Below are 16,930 nucleotides of genomic sequence, written 5' to 3' on the forward strand. Positions count from 1 at the left end.
GCAGCGCCTGAACAGTGGGCACGGATGCCGTAACGGGACGACATGAAGTCGCGGCAGTATCGAGGTCTGGCATGGTTGTCTCCCTTTCAACCCGTCAAGCCTCGACAGTTGCCGGGCGCAAGTCAAGGAATGCCGAAGAAGCGATTGAAACAGTCTGCAACAAGGGCCGCCCCAGCCTCGTCGTTCAAATGCAGATGATGACCACCCGGCAGCACCTGCTGCTTGAAGGGTAGCTGCTCCAGCAGACTGCGATGCTGAACCAGCATGCCTTGCTCGGCCACCACCAGTTGTGCCGGACACGCCACCCGGCGGACGAAGGCCATGGCCTGCTCGTCGGTCAGGCGCAGCGGCGAAGCCAGTGTCAGGCGGTTGTCGCTACGCCAGGTGTAGCCGCCGGGAACCGGCATCAGGCCGCGCTGGGCCAGCAACTCGGCGGCTTCGCGGCTGACCGCCACCAGGCCCTTCATCCGCGCCTCGACGGCCTGCGCCAGGCTTGGATGCACCGACTTGCGTTTGTCTTGCAGGCGCAATTGCGCCTGCAAGGCCATGCCCAGGCGCTCGGCCGCGCTCTCGCCGCTGGCGGTAGGCGGGATTACACCGTCGATCAGCGCCAGATGCGAAACCCGCTCGGGCAACGCCCCGGCCAGCACCACCGAGACAATCGCACCGAGGGAGTGCCCCAACAGCGCGAAACGCTGCCAGCCCAGTTGCTCGGCCACCTGCAACACATCATGGACATAATCCCAGAGGGCATAACCGGCCCCCACCGGGCGGTGTCCGGAATGCCCATGGCCGGCCATGTCGAGGGCGACGATACGCAGCCCCTTCAACTTCGGCGCAAGGCGCACAAAACTGTTGGCGTTATCCAGCCAGCCATGCAGGGCAATCACCGGCAGACCGTCTTCCGGGCCGAACAGATGAGCCGCCAGTTCGATATGCGGCAGACTCAGGCGCACTTCCTCGACCGCCGCGCTCATGGTTGACGCCCTTCGCTGGCGCGCCGCTCCCAGCGGGCGAAGATGTCCTTGAGCAGTTGCGCGGTGTCCAGTGGACGTTCCAGTGGAAACATGTGGCCTCCGGGCATGCTCAGGGATTCACCCTGGGGCAAACGCCCTACGGTGCGGGAGTGATGACGCATCACCACGCGACTGGAGCGACCGCGCACCATCGCCAGCGGTACTTCAAGATGTCGGGCCAGGCCCGGACTGGTATGGGGTACGCCGCGATAGATCTTGATTTCGGTGTCCGGATCGAAGCTCAGGCGCAGGCGACCGTCCTCGGCACGCAGGCCGTGTTGCAGATAGGCGTCGAAGCAATCCGGGTCGAAACCGCGAAACAGGGCCTTGCCCGCAAAATACTGGCGAGCCGCCTCCAGATCGCTGAACTCCTCGCGGCGACCCAGGGTACGCCCGGCCGGGGTCAGCCGGTCGATGAAACCCAGGCGCTTGGCCGCCCGGATCACCCACTGGTCGGCCCGGGTCAGCACCGGCGAGTCGAGCATCACCAGTCCCTTGTACAGCTGCGGCCGCCGCAACGCCGCATGCAGGTGCAGGACCCCGCCCAGGGAATGGCCGACGCCCCAGACCGGCCCGGGCTGCTGTTCGAGATGGTGGATCAGTTCATCGACCAGGTTGCGCCAGTTGTCATCCACCGGGAAACGCGGGTCGTGGGCATGCTGTTGCAGATGGGCAACTTCATACTCCGGCGACAGGGCCGCGAACAGCTTGCCGTAGGTACCCGAGGGGAACCCGTTGGCGTGGGCGAAGAAGACGTGCTGCGACATACCGGAGCCCTTTCAAGGGAAAACAGGTGTCCATTGTCGACAGGACACCGGCCGCCAGCAATGACCGTAACTGCCAGGAAGGATGACAGTCCGGCCAAGACCATGGCGTCGTTCAGCGGTTCGGCGGGGTCTGCCCAACTGGCACCACAGCCATGGTCAGGCGCGAGACGCAGTGGGTCTTGCCGTCGTCGTTGGTCAGGCGAATGTCCCAGACATGGGTGCTGCGACCGATATGGATCGCGGTCGCCACCGCCGTGACCCGTCCGCTGCGCACACCCCGCAGGTGGTTGGCGTTGATTTCCAGGCCCACGCAGTAGTATTGGCTGGTATCGACACACAGATAGCTGGCCATCGAGCCAACCGTCTCGGCCAACACCACCGAGGCACCGCCATGCAGCAGGCCGAACGGCTGGTGAGTACGGTGGTCGACCACCATGCTGGCGGTCAGCGACTGGTCGTCGAAAGATTCGAAGCGAATATCCAGCACTTCGCTGATGGTGTTCTTCCCCGCTGCATTGAGCTGGTCGATGTTCGGAACGGTGCGCCACAAGGTCATCTTGCACTCCTCGATTATTGTTAGTCATTCCTGGCACAGCATCGGCTGCCCGTGCGCGCTCCAGGCCTGGAACCAGCGTTGCTCGATCACGGCCCGCCTGATCTTCAGGGTAGGCGTGAGAAAGCCGTTTTCAACCGCTCAACTATCTTTCACCCCCCCAGCACACGCAAGCGCTGATGTCAGTCGAGGGCCTGGCTGACCTGTTCCAACACGGTCGCCAGCCCTGCCCGCCGCTTCGCACTCGACGCCTGCTCGAACCTCGCGGCCCCATCCCCTGCACTGAAGAAACGGGGAGTGGAATCTGATAGTTGCAGGACGGCCGCTGCTGTCGAATTGCCGGTTTCCCAGTCCCTTACGAGGCTTTCATGTCGACGATAGGCAATCTCTTGCGCAGCCTTATTCCCTTGCACAACCGCCGACCCAAAGCAGGCCAGGCTCCACTCGTAGTCGGGACGGACCGTTACCGGCCCTCCTGGCCGGGACAGGACCCGATAGCGGAGCCTTCGAGAATCGAAAGGGACATGACCCTGCTGGGGCTCAAGGATTCAATGGATTCGGCACGCGACTTTATCGCCAGTACCCCCGCGCTACGTGCCTATCCCCTTTACGGCCTGCTTGAGCTGATGGTGGCCAGCGCCATCCGATTTCCCAACATCCTGCGCAGTTGGGACGGTGTGGCACTGGAGGGTGGCGGTCGGGTGTCACTGCATGTGCAGAAAAAGCTTTTCGACCTGCGGGTGCCGACCACCTTGTCACCCCAGATGACCAAGGCCCTGAAGAACTGCGCCCTGAACATCGCCGCCAACCTGGACGGCAGCACCGCCCCCCTGCCCTTCGACGACATCGACATCCACCAGCCGTTCAGGCACTGGAACAAGAACACGATCTGTCAGGTATTGCGGACCCTGCAAGTGACAAACGTCAACATGACCGGAGCCGACCTGAGTGGCGGCGACCTGGCCGGCGTACGCTTCTTCGGCCAGTACCACGAGGCGAACTTCATGGCAGCCAATCTGAAGGGTGCGCTGTTGTCGAGCGGGTTCAAGGGTAACAACTTCAACTATTGTGACCTGCGCCACGCCATGCTCTCAGGCTACCTGGAGCAGTGCACCTTCAAGGGGGCGAAGGTCAATACGGTGACCTTGAAACAGGCCCGCAGCGAACTGAGCGGGGCCGTGCTGACCCCGTGAATGCGATCAGACGTGACGAACACCGTTGAGTGTCATGGCCCCGGCCAGCGGCCAGTCCCCTTCCAGCTCCGCCAGGCTGGCGGTGTTCATCGGTTGCGGGCTGCGCAGATGGCCCGCTTCGAGCAGGCTGATCAGGCTGCCAACCAACGGCTGGTGGCTGACCAGCAGCAAATTGTCGGCGCTATCGAGCTGCTCCAGTACCCGCGATGGATGGCTATCGGGCGTCAGCCAGGGCACGGTGATGATCGACGGCTCGAAGCCCAGGACGTCGCGCACCAGTTGCGCCGTCTGCTGGGCCCGTACATAGGGACTGGCGTAGATCGCCGCCAGGGGCTGGCCGATCAGGTGGGCAGCGCTGCGCAGTACTTCCTGACGCCCATGAGCGGTCAGATTGCGCTCGGCGTCGCTGCTCCTCTGCGGCTCGGCCTGCCCATGACGCAACACCCACAGCTTCATAACTTGGGTTCCTCGTCACGCGCGGGGTGCGGCGCTGGCGGCACGCTGTGCGCAGCCTCGCCTTCCGGCGCGCGCGGGGTCGGCCAGTCGGCGAATGGCCAGGGTTTCTGGTCACTGTGGAAGGTGCCGAAACGGCCGATCTGGGCGAGGAACTGGCTGAGGCTGTCACCGAAACTCATCAGGTTGCCGCTCGGCGCACCATAGAATAGCCGGTAGCCCAACTGGATCAGCACCACGACGCCGAGGATGAATTGCGCGACCTGCCAGACCAGCAGGAATACCAGCATCCACACCACGCGCAGCACGATGGAATCATACTTGGCTTCGTTCATGTCTTGCTCCTATTGCGTGGAATCAGTTGAAACCGCTGGTGGAAATGAAATCGACGTCGGTCTTCGGCTCGCCGCGCATCAGCAGGGCAATCACCTGCTCCAGCGTACGGCCCTCGAACAGGATCGCATGCAGGCCCGCCACCAGCGGCATGTAGACGCCCAGCTCCTGGGCCTTGGCCTTGAGCACCTTGAGGGTATTGACCCCTTCAGCCACTTCGCCGAGGCGGTTGACCGCTTCGTCAAGGCTCAGCCCCTGGCCCAGGGCGAAACCGACCTGGTAGTTGCGGCTCTTGGGCGAGGAACAGGTGACGATCAGGTCGCCGACCCCGGCCAGACCGAGAAAGGTCATCGGATTGGCGCCCTGGCTCACGGCAAACCGGGTCATCTCGGCCAGGGCCCGGGTAATCAGCATGCTCTTGGTGTTCTCGCCCATGCCGAGGGCCACCGCCATGCCGGCAATGATCGCATAGACGTTCTTCAACGCCCCGCCCAGCTCGACGCCAAAGCGGTCGGCGCTGGCGTAGACCCGGAACGTGCTGCCGTGCAAGGCCGCCTGGACCCGGCTGCAGAGTTCCTCGTCCTCGCTGGCGACCACCGTGGCGGTCAAGGCATGCTCGGCCACTTCACGGGCCAGGTTCGGCCCGGACAACACGCCAATCCGCGCCTGCGGGGCGATGTCTGCAAGGATTTCACTCATCAGCTTGAAGGTCTGGGGCTCGATGCCTTTGGTCAGGCTCACCAGCAGCTTGCCCCGCAAGCGCTCGGCATGATCAGCCAGCACGCTGCGCAGGGCACTGGATGGCAGGGCGACAAAGAACAACTCGCAGCCGTCGAGCGTGGCGGCCAGGTCAGTCACCGGCTCGACCGCCGGATTGATCTTGATTCCCTTGAGATAGCGCGGGTTCTCGCGATTGACACGAATGGCCTCGGCCTGTTCAGGGTCGCGCATCCATTGGCGCACCCGATGACCGTTCTCGGCCAGCAGATTGGCCACGGCGGTTCCGAAGCTTCCGCCCCCCAGGACCGCAATAGGGTGCTGTTCAGTCATATGCAATCCGTTTTTACCAATGGCGATGGCCGCATTATACGGAGCCACCGGGCCGCATCCAGTCCCAAACGCATTCGGCACGTTACACACTGATTCGAGGATTTTTCCGCGTTCAGGGACAGAATGCAGGCCCAGTGCCATGGCAAACCTGTCCGGCTCGGTTAACATGGGCGGCTATTACCGTTATCAAGGCTGAGCCGTGCATCCTGGCCCTCCCCCTCGCCGATCCTCCGTTCTCCTGGCACTGCTGTTCAGCACGCCCGTGCTGGGCGACGACCTGTTCCTGGAAAACCAGCCGCTGCCCGAGGTATTGACCGCGACACGGCTGAAACAATCCCCCGCGTCGGTGCCCGGCAGCATGACGGTCATCGACAACGAACTGATCAAGGCCAGCGGCGCCCGCGATATCGCCGAACTGCTGCGGCTGGTGCCGGGCATGATGGTCGGCTACACCAACGGCAACCAGGCGGCGATCAACTATCACGGTACCGATGCCGCCAATGCCCGACGCATGCAGGTGCTGATCGACGGGCGCTCGGTGTACCGGGCGGGCTTGGCGACGGTGGACTGGAGCGACATTCCGGTGGCCATGGAGGATATCGAGCGCATCGAGGTCTTCCGCGGACCGAACACCGTCAGCTATGGCGCCAACGCGCTGATGGCGGTGGTCAACATTCTCACCAAGTCGCCCGGCAGCACCCACGGCTCGCGGCTCAAGGTCACCCGTGGCGAACGCGGCATCAACGACTGGTACGCCAGCCAGGGCGTCGGCTGGGACACCGGCGACCTGCGTCTGTCGATGTCCGGCAAGCAGGACGACGGTTTCGACAGCAACCGCGTCGGTGCCGACTACCGCGACAGCCGGCGGCTGAACCGCTTCAACCTGTCGGTCAGCCAGATGCTCGATGACAGCCAGAGCCTCGACTGGCAGTTGAACGCAAAGGAAGGCACCAACCAGCGACCGTACACCTACCAGGCGGTGTTCCCCAACATCCAGGAGGCCGGCGACAACTCCGACGTGGTAGCCAAGGACTACGCCGCCTCCCTGCGCTGGAACCTCGACCTCAGCCCGCAGCACAGCCTGTATGTGCAGGGTTCGGCGCAGCACTGGGACCGCCAGCAGGTCTGGCGCGCCTGTGATGCCAAGGTGTCGTTCAGCCCGCAACTGACCCAGTTGTGGCAGCTCAACCCCAACTATGCGGAAAACCTGGCGCGTCACATGACCAGCTATTCGGTGGGCAGCCCACCGGCCGGCAGTGCCACCGAGCAAGCCCTGGCCAACCAGGTGCTGGATCAATGGGGCAACGGCGGCAGTAACACCGTCTGCGGCGATATCGACCAGAGCACCCGCGAAACCCGCTATGACCTGGAAATCCAGGACACCCTGAGCCTGTCAGACAGCCTGCGTCTGGTCAGTGGCATGAACTATCGCTACGACCAGGCCAACTCCGAAACCTATTTCAACGGCACACTCGACGACAACACCTGGCGCCTGTTCGGCCAGCTCGAGTGGCGCGCCAGCGAGCATTGGCTGCTCCAGGGCGGCGCCATGTACGAATACACGCAACTGACCGACGACTCGCTGACCCCACGTTTTGCCGTCAACTACCTGATCAACCCACGCCATGGCCTGCGCGCCGTGTATTCGGAAGCCATCCGCTCGCCGGACATGTTCGAGAACAACGTCAACTGGAGCTACCGGGTCACCAATCTGGATTCGCCGACCTACGGCCAGAACAGCGGCCAGTATTTCGTCAAGACCCGCGGCCCGGGCAACCTCGACAAGGAGCTGATGCGCTCGCGAGAGCTGGGCTACAACGGTTTCTTCGCCGATATCGGACTGAATCTCGACGTAAAACTGTTCTACGACGAAATCACCTCGATGATCAGTTCGCCCCTGCGCAACAACCAGTACATCGCCAGCAATGCCAACAGCGCGCGCTTTCGCGGCAGCGAAACGCAGTTCGACTGGCGCGTGAGCAGCGCCGACCGGCTACGGCTGACCTACGCCTATGTCGATGTGCAGGCGAGCAATAGCGCCGACGCCCAGTTCACCGCTCGCAACAGCGGCTCGGCCGGCTGGCTGCGTGACTGGGGCACGGGCTGGTCGAGTTCGCTGTTCTATTACGGTGACGACGCGATCAACCAGTACCGCTTCGAGCGGGTCGACCTGCGCATCGCCAAGCGCATTCCTCTGCGCAAAGCCAGCCTCGAACTGTCGGGAGTGATGCAGCAGCGCCTTGACGACCAGCCCATCACCTGGCCCGACAACAACTATGACCAGCGCCAGGTTCTCTACTTCAGCGCCGAGCTGGAATTCTGAGCATGAACGAGAGTCGGTCAAGGATGACAAGGGCGTGCCGCGGCTGGCTGCCAAAGCTGATGGTTTGCCTGCTGGGCCTGCTGCTGGTCTCCCAACCCCAGCAACAGGCCCGGGCCGCCGATGTGCTGCTCACAGGGGCTGAAGACAGCCCCGGCGTGCAGGGTTTCACCAGTGCCCTGGCTCGACAGCGACCCGAAGACCGGGTGCGCTTCGTGCCGTTCGGGCAATTGCCGGCGCCGGGCCAACTGCCAGCCGGCACGCGGCTGATTCTGCTCGACCCGCCCAGCCTCGACTGGCGCCTGTCGGACAGTCAGGGCCCGGCGACACTGGTGCTGCGTATCAGCCGCCTGCAAGCCCACCAACGCCTGGGCCAATCACTTCCCCATCAGCTCAGCCTGCTCTGGAGCGATCCGCCGCCGGCTCGGCAGTTGCGCCTGATACGGACCGTGCTGCCGCAGGTCCGGCGCGTCGGCGTGCTGTACGACGAGGACAGCGAGTTCCTGCTCGCCGAACTGCGCCAGGCCGCCCAGCCACTGGGTCTGGAAATCGTCGCCCAGCGCTGGGACAACACCGTCGACAGCCGGCCGCTGCAGGACCTGCTGCGCAACAGCGATGTGTTGCTGGGGATCGACGATACGACCTTGTACAACCCCAAAACCGCGAAAAACCTGCTGCTCAGCAGCTATGCCCGACAACTGGCACTGATCGGCCCCAATGCCGGCTTCGTCAAGGCTGGCAGCCTGGCCAGCAGTTACAGCGACCAGAACGACTGGCTGGTCGTCCTCGACAACCTGCTCGACCAGCCTCCTTCCAGTTGGCCGCGCACCCTTTATCCTTCCCGCTTCAAGGTCCTGAGCAACCCGCAGGTTGCTCGCTCGCTGAGCCTGGAGACGATCGACGAAGCGTCCGTCGCCACCCAGTTGGCCGAAGGAGAACCGCATCCATGAATCTTCGCCGGCATTGGGGCATCAACGCCCGTACCCAGATGATCAGCCTCGGCCCGGCGCTGTTGCTGACCCTGCTGCTGATCAGTTTCTTCACCTTCGTGCGAATCCAGGACCTGCGCCAGGAACTCAACCACACCGGCCAACTGATCGCCAACCAACTGGCGCCGGCCACGGAATACGGGGTCATTTCCGGTAACAGCGACGTGCTCGAAAGCCTGATGAAAGCCAGCCTGGCGACGCCTCATGTGCGTTTTCTCGAAGTCCAGGACCGGAGCAACAATATCCTGGTCTATGTCGAACAACCCGCCGAAAGCCAAAGCCGTACCCAGCAGGTCGAGATCTTCCAGGCTCCGGTACGCCTGCAGCGGATCAAGCTCGACAGCGATTTCCTGCAAGGCGCCTACGCCAACACGACTGCGACCGGCGAGGATTATCTGGGCCGCGTGATCGTCGGCATGTCAAACGGTGCCTTCAACCAGCGCCAGCAGGAAATCCTGCTCAAGGCCGGGATCCTCGCACTGTTCGCCCTGCTCTTCACCTTCCTGCTCGCACGCCGCCTGGCGGCCAACCTGTCGCAGCCGATCAGCGCCATGGGCCATGCGGTAAAGGCTATCCAGCAAGGCGACTACAAGACCCCGCTGCCGGTGCCGGACGACACCGAACTGGGCGACCTGGCGCGGCACATCAACAACCTCGCCAGCGGCCTTGAACAAGCCAGCCGCGAGCAGCACCAGGCCATCGCGCAACTGATCCAGACCCGCGAAGAAGCGGAGCGGGCGAACAACGCCAAGTCCGACTTCCTGGCGATGATGAGCCACGAGTTGCGCACCCCGATGAACGGCGTACTGGGCATGCTGCAACTGCTCGAAACCACGGAAATGAGCGAGGAACAGGCCGAATACGCAGCACTGGCCTCGGAATCCACCGAACACCTGCTGAAGGTCATCAATGACATCCTCGATTTCTCGCGAATCGAACGCTCGGCCCTGGAGCTGGAGCACATTCCGTTCGCCCTTGGCGAGTTGATCGGCAGTTGCGCCCAGGCATTCCAGCACAGCGCCGTACAGCGCGGCCTGCAGTTGAACCTGCGATTCCCGGCCGGACTGGAAAAGCTGCAGGTCAAGGGTGATCCGACACGCATCCGGCAGATCCTGGTCAACCTGATCGGCAACGCGCTCAAGTTCACCGAACACGGCAGCGTGAGCATCGAGCCCGCCTGGCAGGTACTGGACGACGAATTGATCTGGTTCAGTTGCACCGTACGCGACAGTGGCATCGGCATTTCCGCCGAACGCCTGGAACTGATGTTCGATGCCTTCCAGCAGGCCGACAGTTCGATTTCCCGGCGTTATGGCGGCACCGGCCTCGGCCTGCCGATTGCCCGGACCCTGGCCGAACGCATGGGCGGTACCCTGCATGCACGCAGCGAAGAAGGCCAGGGTTCGGTGTTCACCCTGGAAATACCGCTGGCCCTGCAGTACCTGGCCGAACCGGAGGCTCTGCCGCAACTGCTGGCGAGCCATGGCAAGGGGCGCAAGGTCCTGCTGGTGGAAGACAACCCGGTGAACCAGACCGTGATCGAAGCGATGCTGCACAGCCTGGGCTTCGAAGTCAGCCTGGCGCACGATGGCATCGAGGCGGTCGAACAGGCGAGAAACGGCAGTTTCGCGGCGGTGCTGATGGACTGTCGGCTACCGCTCGTCGACGGCTATGAAGCCACCCGGCAGATCCGCCAACTGCCTGATAACGCCCAGTTGCCGATCATCGCCCTGACCGCGAACGCCCTGCAAGGCGACCGCGAAGAATGCCTGCAGGCCGGTATGAACGATTACCTGGCCAAGCCCTTCAAACGCGCTGACCTGCAGCGGATTCTCCAGCGTTGGGTGCCTTGAATGCCACGTGCGACTGGCGTGAAAGACGAAAGTGCGGCAGTCTTAGGCACCCAAACAAGCCGTGAAACCGGCTTGATTTATAATTTCAGTGCACAAGTGTACATTCATGTCCCGTGTGCTGTGACTTTCACTACAACGCAATAGTCTATGTGTAGGCTGTCGATTCGAGGCATGAGGGCTTCGATCGGCCGGGAAGAGTCAGTCCCCCCTGCCGCATGTAACTATTGAGGAGCTCGCATGACCAAACAAAACGCCTTTACCCGGGAAGATCTGCTGCGCTGCAGTCGCGGTGAGCTGTTCGGCCCAGGTAACGCGCAACTGCCCGCCCCGAACATGCTGATGGTGGATCGCATCACCCATATCAGCGAAGAGGGTGGCAAGTACGGCAAAGGTGAATTGGTCGCCGAACTGGATATCACCCCGGACCTGTGGTTCTTCGCCTGCCACTTCGAAGGCGATCCGGTGATGCCAGGCTGCCTGGGCCTCGATGCCATGTGGCAACTGGTCGGCTTCTTCCTCGGCTGGCAAGGTCTGCCGGGCCGTGGCCGTGCGCTGGGTTCGGGCGAAGTGAAATTCTTCGGCCAGGTCCTGCCAACCGCCAAGAAAGTCACCTATAACATCCATATCAAGCGCGTCCTCAAAGGCAAGCTGAACCTGGCCATCGCCGACGGTTCGGTCAGTGTCGACGGCCGCGAAATCTACACCGCCGAAGCCCTTCGGGTCGGCGTGTTCACCTCCACTGACAACTTCTAAGGGTTATCCGCATGCGCCGCGTCGTTATCACTGGTCTGGGCATCGTTTCTTGCCTGGGCAATGACAAAGAGACCGTCTCCGCTAACCTGCGTGCAAGCCGCCCTGGCATCCGCTTCAACCCGGAATATGCCGAAATGGGTCTGCGTAGCCAGGTTTCCGGCTCCATCGACCTCAACCTCGAAGAACTGATCGACCGCAAGATCTATCGTTTCGTCGGCCACGCGGCGGCCTACGCCTACCTGGCCATGAAAGACGCGATCAGCGATTCCGGCCTGACCGAAGAGCAGGTGTCCAACCCGCGTACCGGCCTGATCGCCGGTTCCGGCGGTGCTTCGACCCTGAACCAGATGGAAGCGCTGGATACCCTGCGCGAAAAAGGCGTCAAGCGTGTGGGTCCATACCGCGTGACCCGCACCATGGGCAGCACCGTTTCGGCGTGCCTGGCCACTCCGTTCAAGATCAAGGGCCTGAACTACTCGATCTCCTCCGCCTGCGCCACCAGTGCCCACTGCATCGGTACCGCCATGGAGCAGATCCAGATGGGCAAGCAGGACATCGTCTTCGCCGGTGGCGGTGAAGAAGAGCACTGGAGCCAGTCGTTCCTGTTCGACGCCATGGGCGCGCTGTCCACCCAGTACAACGACACGCCGCAGAAAGCCTCGCGTGCCTACGATGCCAAGCGTGACGGTTTCGTCATCGCTGGCGGTGGCGGCATGGTGGTGGTCGAGGAACTGGAACACGCTCTGGCCCGTGGCGCGAAGATCTATGCCGAAATCGTCGGCTACGGCGCGACCTCCGATGGCTACGACATGGTTGCCCCAAGCGGCGAAGGTGCCGTGCGCTGCATGCGGATGGCAATGTCCACCGTTGACGGCCCGATCGACTACCTGAACACCCACGGCACCTCGACTCCGGTCGGCGACGTCGCGGAAATGAAAGGCGTACGTGAAGTCTTCGGCGACAAGGCTCCGGCCATCAGTTCGACCAAGAGCCTGTCCGGTCACTCCCTGGGTGCTGCCGGCGTGCACGAGGCGATCTACTGCCTGCTGATGATGGAAGGCAACTTCATTGCCGGTTCCGCCAACATCGACGAGCTGGATCCGGAAGTCGCCGACATGCCGGTCCAGACCCAGACTCGCGAAAACGTGCAACTGAACAACGTGATGAGCAACAGCTTCGGCTTCGGTGGCACCAACGCTACCCTGGTGCTGAAGCGCTGGCAGGGCAAGTAAGCCCGGCCTGATCGCGACATGAAAAACGCCCCGACTGGTTCGGGGCGTTTTTTTTGCGGCCACCGCCAGACTCGCCCGTCATGTTCGATATGCTCGGCACACCGGGCATGATCGCCAAATAAAGCTGAACACCATCATGACTCGGTGTTCTATAAGATTCAGGCACTATCCCGTCACGTTCGCCAAGAGGTTCGTCATGACCATCACCATCAACACAGAATCCCACGAAGGTTTTCGTCACAGCGTGCAGATCGATGATCATCAGTTGTTCACTGATGTACCCAAAACCCTCGGCGGGGAAGGTTCCGCACCGGACCCGCACGACTATTTCGATGCCGCACTAGGCACCTGCAAGGCCCTGACCCTCAAGCTGTACGCGCAGAAAAAAGGCATCCCGCTGACCGGCGTCACCGTCGAGGTCAAGCGCGACAACAGCCAGGAGCAGAAAGGCACGTATGGCCTGCAGGTCAAGCTGACCCTCAAGGGCGTGCTGAGCGATGCCCAGCGCGACGAACTGCACAAGGTTGCCGACCGCTGCCCGATCCACAAACTGATGACCACCAGCGAAGTCAGCATCGAGACCCTGCTGGCCGAGGGTGCCTTCAGTCAGTAAGGGCGCTGACGCAAAAGCGGGTTATGCTCTGCGCATTGCCCGCCTAGCCTGGAAGCCCCATGAGTACACCGTTGGTGATTCGTCCTCGCGCCGAGGACGTCGAAGGTCAACCCATCCTCCGTCCCCTGCCCTCTGCCCAGTGCCGCAGTGTCGGCCCGTTCGTATTTTTCGATCACATGCTGGAAACCCGCTATCCGCCGGGCAGCGGCATGGATATCCGGCAACATCCGCATATCGGTCTGTCGACCCTGACCTACCTGTTCGAGGGCCGGTTGCAGCACAAGGACAGCCTGGGCTACGACCAGCAGGTCGGCCCCGGTGAGGTGAGCTGGATGACTGCCGGCAGCGCCATCGCCCATGTCGAGCGCACGCCGGCCGAACTGATCGCCAGCGGCTCGACGCTGCATGGCTTGCAAGTGTGGCTGGCCTCGCCCCGGGAACAGGAACAAGGCGTCGGGCACTACAGCCATCACCCGGCCGCCAGCCTGCCGACCAGCGAGAGCCTGGGCGTGAAGATCCGCCTGATCGCCGGCAGCGGCTTCTGCCTGACCTCCCCCGTGCCAGTGCTGTCGCCAACGGTCTATGCCGAGATACGGATGGAGCCGGCGACCACCCTGCTGGTGCCTGATGAGTATGAGGAACGGGCGCTGTACGTACTCGCAGGCGAGGTCGAGCTGGATGGAGAGCGGCTGGAGCCGCGCAGCCTGGTGATCCTGCCCCAGGGCGAGAGCCCGACGCTGGCGGCCGAGGGTGATGTGCACCTGGTATTGATTGGAGGTGCACCGTTGGACGGGCCACGGCGGATGAACTGGAACTTCGTTGCCAGCGATCCAGCGCTGATCGACCAGGCTCGCGCACGCTGGGCGGCCGGGGACTGGCCGAAAGTGCCTGGGGAAACCGGGCGTATTGAGCTGCCTGTCAGGCCATAGAGCCCTCGCTGGCCTGACAGGCGGTCTGGGGATGTTCGGGACCGCCATCGCCAGCAAGCCGGCTACCACAGGGTTCTACGGCGCCTCCAGGACATGTCTCTGGCACGATGACTGTGTGGGAACCGGCGATAGGGCCCTCAAGGGCAACAGAGATCTCAGCCGGCGAACACTTCTTCCAGCAGGTTATGCATGGCCGTGAAGGACCGGCTGGCGGTCTTCGCGTCATACATCATCTTGCCCGGTACATTCGCATGCGGATCGGTGAACGAATGCACCGCCCCACCATAGCTGAGCAGTTGCCAGTCGACCCCGGCAGCATTCATTTCCTCTTCGAACGCCGGCAATTGCTCACGTGGCACCAGCGGATCGGAAGCGCCATGCAACACCAGCACCGCCCCCTTGATGTTGTTCGCATCCGCCGGGTTCGGCGTATCCAGCGTACCGTGGAACGACACGGCAGCCTTCAGCGGCGCGCCGGTTCGGGCCAGCTCCAGCGAACAGCAGCCACCGAAGCAGAAGCCGAAAGTCGCCAGCCTGGAGGTGTCAACCGCTGCCAGCGCCTGCCCCTGCAAGGCTTCGAAAGCGACTTGCATACGTTTGCGCAGCTCAGCTCGATCATTCTTCAATGGCATCATCGCGGCACCCGCTTCGTCACCGTTCTGCGGGCGTACCGAGCTGCCGTAGAGATCGGCGATCAATACCACATACCCTTTGGCCGCCACCGACTGGGCAATTTTTTCAGCCCCCGCGCTGACGCCCATCCAGTTGGGTGCCATCAGCAGCCCCGGACGCGCGCCCTTGTGGCTGGCATCAAAAGCCAGGCGACCTTCGTAGGATTGGCCATCAATCTCATAGGCCACGGAACTGACAGTGATTTGGCTCATTACATACTCCGTAAGGACATCCAAAAAATGAAAAACCCGCCGAAGCGGGTTTTCCTACAGCGTTATCAGGCAGACAGCTCGACCAACAGCTTGTTCAGTCGGCGCACATAGGCCGCCGGATCCTTCAGGCTGTCACCGGCTGCCAAGGCCGCCTGGTCGAGCAGGATGTGCGACAGGTCACCAAAACGATCCTCGTCCGGCTCGGCGTCGAGTTTCTCGATCAGCGGATGGCTCGGGTTGAATTCGAAGATCGGCTTGGAGTCCGGTACCTTCTGCCCGCTGGCCTCGAGGATCTGGCGCATCTGCAGGCCAAGATCCTGCTCACCGATCGCCAGGATCGCCGGCGAGTCGGTCAGGCGATGGGAAACCCGCACTTCGCTGACAACGTCGCCCAGGGCAGCCTTGAGGCGTTCGACCAGGCCTTCCTTGCTCTTGGCGACTTCCTCGGCAGCTTTCTTGTCCTCTTCCGAGTCCAGGTTGCCCAGGTCCAGGTCGCCACGCGCGACGTCGACGAAGCTCTTGCCATCGAATTCGTTGAGGTAGCTCATCAGCCACTCGTCGATACGGTCGGTGAGCAGCAGCACTTCGATGCCTTTCTTGCGGAAGACTTCCAGGTGCGGACTGTTCTTGACCTGGGCATAGGTCTCGCCGGTCAGGTAGTAGATCTTGTCCTGACCTTCCTTGGCACGAGCCAGGTATTCGGCCAGGGAAACCACCTGCTCGCCTTCTTCGCCCTGAGTCGAGGCAAAACGCAGCAGGCCGGCGATTTTTTCCTTGTTGGCGAAGTCTTCGGCCGGGCCTTCTTTCAGGACCTGGCCAAAGTTCTTCCAGAAGCCCTTGTACTGCTCGGGTTCGTTCTTCGCCAGTTTTTCCAGCATGTCGAGGACACGCTTGGTCAGCGCCGACTTCATCGAATCGATGATCGGGTCTTTCTGCAGGATTTCCCGCGAGACGTTCAGGGACAGGTCGTTGGAGTCGACCACACCCTTGATGAAGCGCAGGTACAGCGGCAGGAAGGATTCGGCCTGATCCATGACGAATACACGCTGCACGTACAGCTTGAGGCCCTTCGGCGCTTCACGCTGGTACAGGTCGAACGGTGCGCGGGCCGGCACATAGAGCAGAGAGTTGTACTCCAGCTTGCCTTCGACCTTGTTGTGGCTCCAGCTCAGCGGGTTCTCGTAGTCGTGGCCGATGTGCTTGTAGAACTCCTGGTATTCCTCGTCCTTGACCTCGGTACGCGGACGGGTCCACAGCGCGCTGGCACGGTTGACGGTTTCCCATTCCTGCGCAGGAGGCTCTTCGCCTTCGGCGACAGCGGCGGCTTCCTTCGGTACTTCGATCGGCAGTGCGATATGGTCGGAGTACTTCTTGATGATGTTGCGCAGGCGCCAGCCATCGGCAAACTCATCCTCACCGGATTTCAGGTGCAGGACGATGCGGGTACCGCGATCCGCCTTGTCGATGGTTGCGACTTCGAACTCACCCTCGCCCTTCGACGACCAGTGCACACCTTCGCTGGCCGCAAGGCCGGCGCGGCGGCTGAACACTTCAACCTGGTCGGCGACGATAAAGGCCGAATAGAAGCCCACGCCGAACTGGCCGATCAGGTGCGAATCCTTTTTCTGGTCGCCCGAGAGGTTCTTCATGAAGTCGGCGGTGCCGGACTTGGCGATGGTCCCCAGGTGAGTGATCACATCGTCACGGCTCATGCCGATACCGTTGTCCTCGAGGGTGACGGTCCTGGCGTCCTTGTCGAAGCTCACACGGATTTTCAGTTCCGCGCCACCTTCCAGCAACTCGGGCTTGGACAGGGCTTCGAAACGCAATTTGTCGACAGCGTCGGAGGCGTTGGAGATCAATTCGCGCAGGAAGATCTCCTTGTTCGAATACAACGAATGGATCATGAGGTGCAGCAGTTGCTTCACCTCGGTCTGGAAGCCCAGGGTTTCCTTTTGAGTTTCCACACTCATGGTCATCAAACTCCAATTT

16 protein-coding genes are annotated in these 16,930 nt (G+C 62.3%); 8 read left to right on the forward strand and 8 right to left on the reverse strand.

The genetic code is table 11. The annotated features are described in order from the left end of the window. Positions 1–122: 122 nt before the first annotated feature. The 3 genes from BLU37_RS28665 to BLU37_RS28675 all read right to left on the reverse strand — a co-directional run bounded on the left by BLU37_RS28665 (position 123) and on the right by BLU37_RS28675 (position 2,339). Positions 123–977 carry an alpha/beta hydrolase gene (locus BLU37_RS28665; protein ID WP_090210850.1) on the reverse strand — a complete coding sequence of 285 codons (855 nt, stop codon included), beginning with the start codon at positions 975–977 and terminating at the stop codon, positions 123–125. Next, positions 974–1,783: an alpha/beta fold hydrolase gene (locus BLU37_RS28670; RefSeq protein WP_010449025.1), complete on the reverse strand. Its 810-nt coding sequence runs from the start codon at positions 1,781–1,783 to the stop codon at positions 974–976. The genes BLU37_RS28665 and BLU37_RS28670 overlap by 4 nt, the downstream gene beginning before the upstream one ends. 112 nt (positions 1,784–1,895) lie before the next feature. Beyond that, entirely contained in the window at positions 1,896–2,339 is a 444-nt protein-coding gene (locus BLU37_RS28675) for a hotdog fold thioesterase (RefSeq protein ID WP_010449026.1), read from the reverse strand. Positions 2,340–2,860: 521 nt separating this feature from the next. Here BLU37_RS28675 and BLU37_RS28685 point away from each other — a divergent pair. Continuing rightward, positions 2,861–3,529, forward strand: coding sequence for a pentapeptide repeat-containing protein (locus tag BLU37_RS28685; protein ID WP_090210851.1), 669 nt, complete (start codon positions 2,861–2,863; stop codon positions 3,527–3,529). A 6-nt stretch (positions 3,530–3,535) separates the two neighbouring features. Here BLU37_RS28685 and sixA read toward each other — a convergent pair whose 3' ends face one another. From sixA to BLU37_RS28700, 3 genes are read right to left on the reverse strand one after another with little or no spacing between them, the layout of a single operon-like run. Next, positions 3,536–3,985: a phosphohistidine phosphatase SixA gene (gene sixA / locus BLU37_RS28690; RefSeq protein ID WP_090210853.1), complete on the reverse strand. Its 450-nt coding sequence runs from the start codon at positions 3,983–3,985 to the stop codon at positions 3,536–3,538. Beyond that, positions 3,982–4,317 (reverse strand): DUF4389 domain-containing protein, encoded by a 336-nt coding sequence (locus BLU37_RS28695; protein WP_090210854.1) that lies wholly within the window; start codon positions 4,315–4,317, stop codon positions 3,982–3,984. Before BLU37_RS28695 ends, sixA begins: the two co-directional genes overlap by 4 nt. Before the next feature lie 22 nt (positions 4,318–4,339). Beyond that, on the reverse strand, positions 4,340–5,365 hold the full coding sequence (locus tag BLU37_RS28700; protein WP_090210855.1) for an NAD(P)H-dependent glycerol-3-phosphate dehydrogenase: 1,026 nt from the start codon (positions 5,363–5,365) through the stop codon (positions 4,340–4,342). 199 nt (positions 5,366–5,564) lie between these two features. Here BLU37_RS28700 and BLU37_RS28705 point away from each other — a divergent pair, with 199 nt between their 5' ends. The 7 genes from BLU37_RS28705 (at position 5,565) to BLU37_RS28735 (ending at position 14,054) form a co-directional block, all read left to right on the forward strand. After that, on the forward strand, positions 5,565–7,688 hold the full coding sequence (locus BLU37_RS28705; RefSeq protein WP_090210856.1) for a TonB-dependent receptor plug domain-containing protein: 2,124 nt from the start codon (positions 5,565–5,567) through the stop codon (positions 7,686–7,688). 23 nt (positions 7,689–7,711) lie between these two features. Beyond that, the gene (locus tag BLU37_RS28710; RefSeq protein ID WP_090210857.1) at positions 7,712–8,635 is read left to right on the forward strand and encodes an ABC transporter substrate-binding protein; all 924 of its coding nucleotides are present in this window, start codon (positions 7,712–7,714) and stop codon (positions 8,633–8,635) included. After that, complete coding sequence (locus tag BLU37_RS28715; RefSeq protein WP_090210858.1) at positions 8,632–10,527, forward strand: ATP-binding protein; 1,896 nt, start codon at positions 8,632–8,634, stop codon at positions 10,525–10,527. The genes BLU37_RS28710 and BLU37_RS28715 overlap by 4 nt, the downstream gene beginning before the upstream one ends. Before the next feature lie 237 nt (positions 10,528–10,764). Further along, positions 10,765–11,280, forward strand: a complete 516-nt coding sequence (gene fabA / locus BLU37_RS28720) for a 3-hydroxyacyl-[acyl-carrier-protein] dehydratase FabA (protein ID WP_010449042.1) — start codon at positions 10,765–10,767, stop codon at positions 11,278–11,280. 11 nt (positions 11,281–11,291) lie between these two features. Beyond that, entirely contained in the window at positions 11,292–12,512 is a 1,221-nt protein-coding gene (gene fabB, locus BLU37_RS28725) for a beta-ketoacyl-ACP synthase I (protein WP_090210859.1), read from the forward strand. Positions 12,513–12,708: 196 nt separating this feature from the next. Beyond that, positions 12,709–13,125, forward strand: a complete 417-nt coding sequence (locus tag BLU37_RS28730; RefSeq protein ID WP_090210860.1) for an OsmC family protein — start codon at positions 12,709–12,711, stop codon at positions 13,123–13,125. 59 nt (positions 13,126–13,184) lie between these two features. Beyond that, positions 13,185–14,054: a pirin family protein gene (locus BLU37_RS28735; protein WP_090210861.1), complete on the forward strand. Its 870-nt coding sequence runs from the start codon at positions 13,185–13,187 to the stop codon at positions 14,052–14,054. A gap of 155 nt (positions 14,055–14,209) precedes the next feature. Here BLU37_RS28735 and BLU37_RS28740 read toward each other — a convergent pair whose 3' ends face one another. After that, positions 14,210–14,938 carry a dienelactone hydrolase family protein gene (locus tag BLU37_RS28740; protein WP_090210862.1) on the reverse strand — a complete coding sequence of 243 codons (729 nt, stop codon included), beginning with the start codon at positions 14,936–14,938 and terminating at the stop codon, positions 14,210–14,212. 65 nt (positions 14,939–15,003) lie between these two features. Continuing rightward, positions 15,004–16,911 carry a molecular chaperone HtpG gene (htpG, locus tag BLU37_RS28745; protein ID WP_090211026.1) on the reverse strand — a complete coding sequence of 636 codons (1,908 nt, stop codon included), beginning with the start codon at positions 16,909–16,911 and terminating at the stop codon, positions 15,004–15,006. Between the last annotated feature and the right edge of the window lie 19 nt (positions 16,912–16,930).

It is taken from the genome of Pseudomonas asplenii (assembly GCF_900105475.1).
Lineage (GTDB): Bacteria > Pseudomonadota > Gammaproteobacteria > Pseudomonadales > Pseudomonadaceae > Aquipseudomonas > Aquipseudomonas asplenii.

Excerpts from the sequence above, each read along its gene's own strand:
- sixA (WP_090210853.1), bottom strand. The coding sequence starts at position 3,985 with ATGAAGCTGTGGGTGTTGCGTCATGGGCAGGCCGAGCCGCAGAGGAGC.
- BLU37_RS28730 (WP_090210860.1), top strand. The coding sequence starts at position 12,709 with ATGACCATCACCATCAACACAGAATCCCACGAAGGTTTTCGTCACAGC.
- BLU37_RS28700 (WP_090210855.1), bottom strand. The coding sequence starts at position 5,365 with ATGACTGAACAGCACCCTATTGCGGTCCTGGGGGGCGGAAGCTTCGGA.
- BLU37_RS28740 (WP_090210862.1), bottom strand. The coding sequence starts at position 14,938 with ATGAGCCAAATCACTGTCAGTTCCGTGGCCTATGAGATTGATGGCCAA.
- BLU37_RS28715 (WP_090210858.1), top strand. The coding sequence starts at position 8,632 with ATGAATCTTCGCCGGCATTGGGGCATCAACGCCCGTACCCAGATGATC.
- BLU37_RS28665 (WP_090210850.1), bottom strand. The coding sequence starts at position 977 with ATGAGCGCGGCGGTCGAGGAAGTGCGCCTGAGTCTGCCGCATATCGAA.
- BLU37_RS28735 (WP_090210861.1), top strand. The coding sequence starts at position 13,185 with ATGAGTACACCGTTGGTGATTCGTCCTCGCGCCGAGGACGTCGAAGGT.
- fabA (WP_010449042.1), top strand. The coding sequence starts at position 10,765 with ATGACCAAACAAAACGCCTTTACCCGGGAAGATCTGCTGCGCTGCAGT.
- htpG (WP_090211026.1), bottom strand. The coding sequence starts at position 16,911 with ATGAGTGTGGAAACTCAAAAGGAAACCCTGGGCTTCCAGACCGAGGTG.
- BLU37_RS28710 (WP_090210857.1), top strand. The coding sequence starts at position 7,712 with ATGACAAGGGCGTGCCGCGGCTGGCTGCCAAAGCTGATGGTTTGCCTG.
- fabB (WP_090210859.1), top strand. The coding sequence starts at position 11,292 with ATGCGCCGCGTCGTTATCACTGGTCTGGGCATCGTTTCTTGCCTGGGC.
- BLU37_RS28695 (WP_090210854.1), bottom strand. The coding sequence starts at position 4,317 with ATGAACGAAGCCAAGTATGATTCCATCGTGCTGCGCGTGGTGTGGATG.
- BLU37_RS28670 (WP_010449025.1), bottom strand. The coding sequence starts at position 1,783 with ATGTCGCAGCACGTCTTCTTCGCCCACGCCAACGGGTTCCCCTCGGGT.
- BLU37_RS28675 (WP_010449026.1), bottom strand. The coding sequence starts at position 2,339 with ATGACCTTGTGGCGCACCGTTCCGAACATCGACCAGCTCAATGCAGCG.
- BLU37_RS28685 (WP_090210851.1), top strand. The coding sequence starts at position 2,861 with ATGACCCTGCTGGGGCTCAAGGATTCAATGGATTCGGCACGCGACTTT.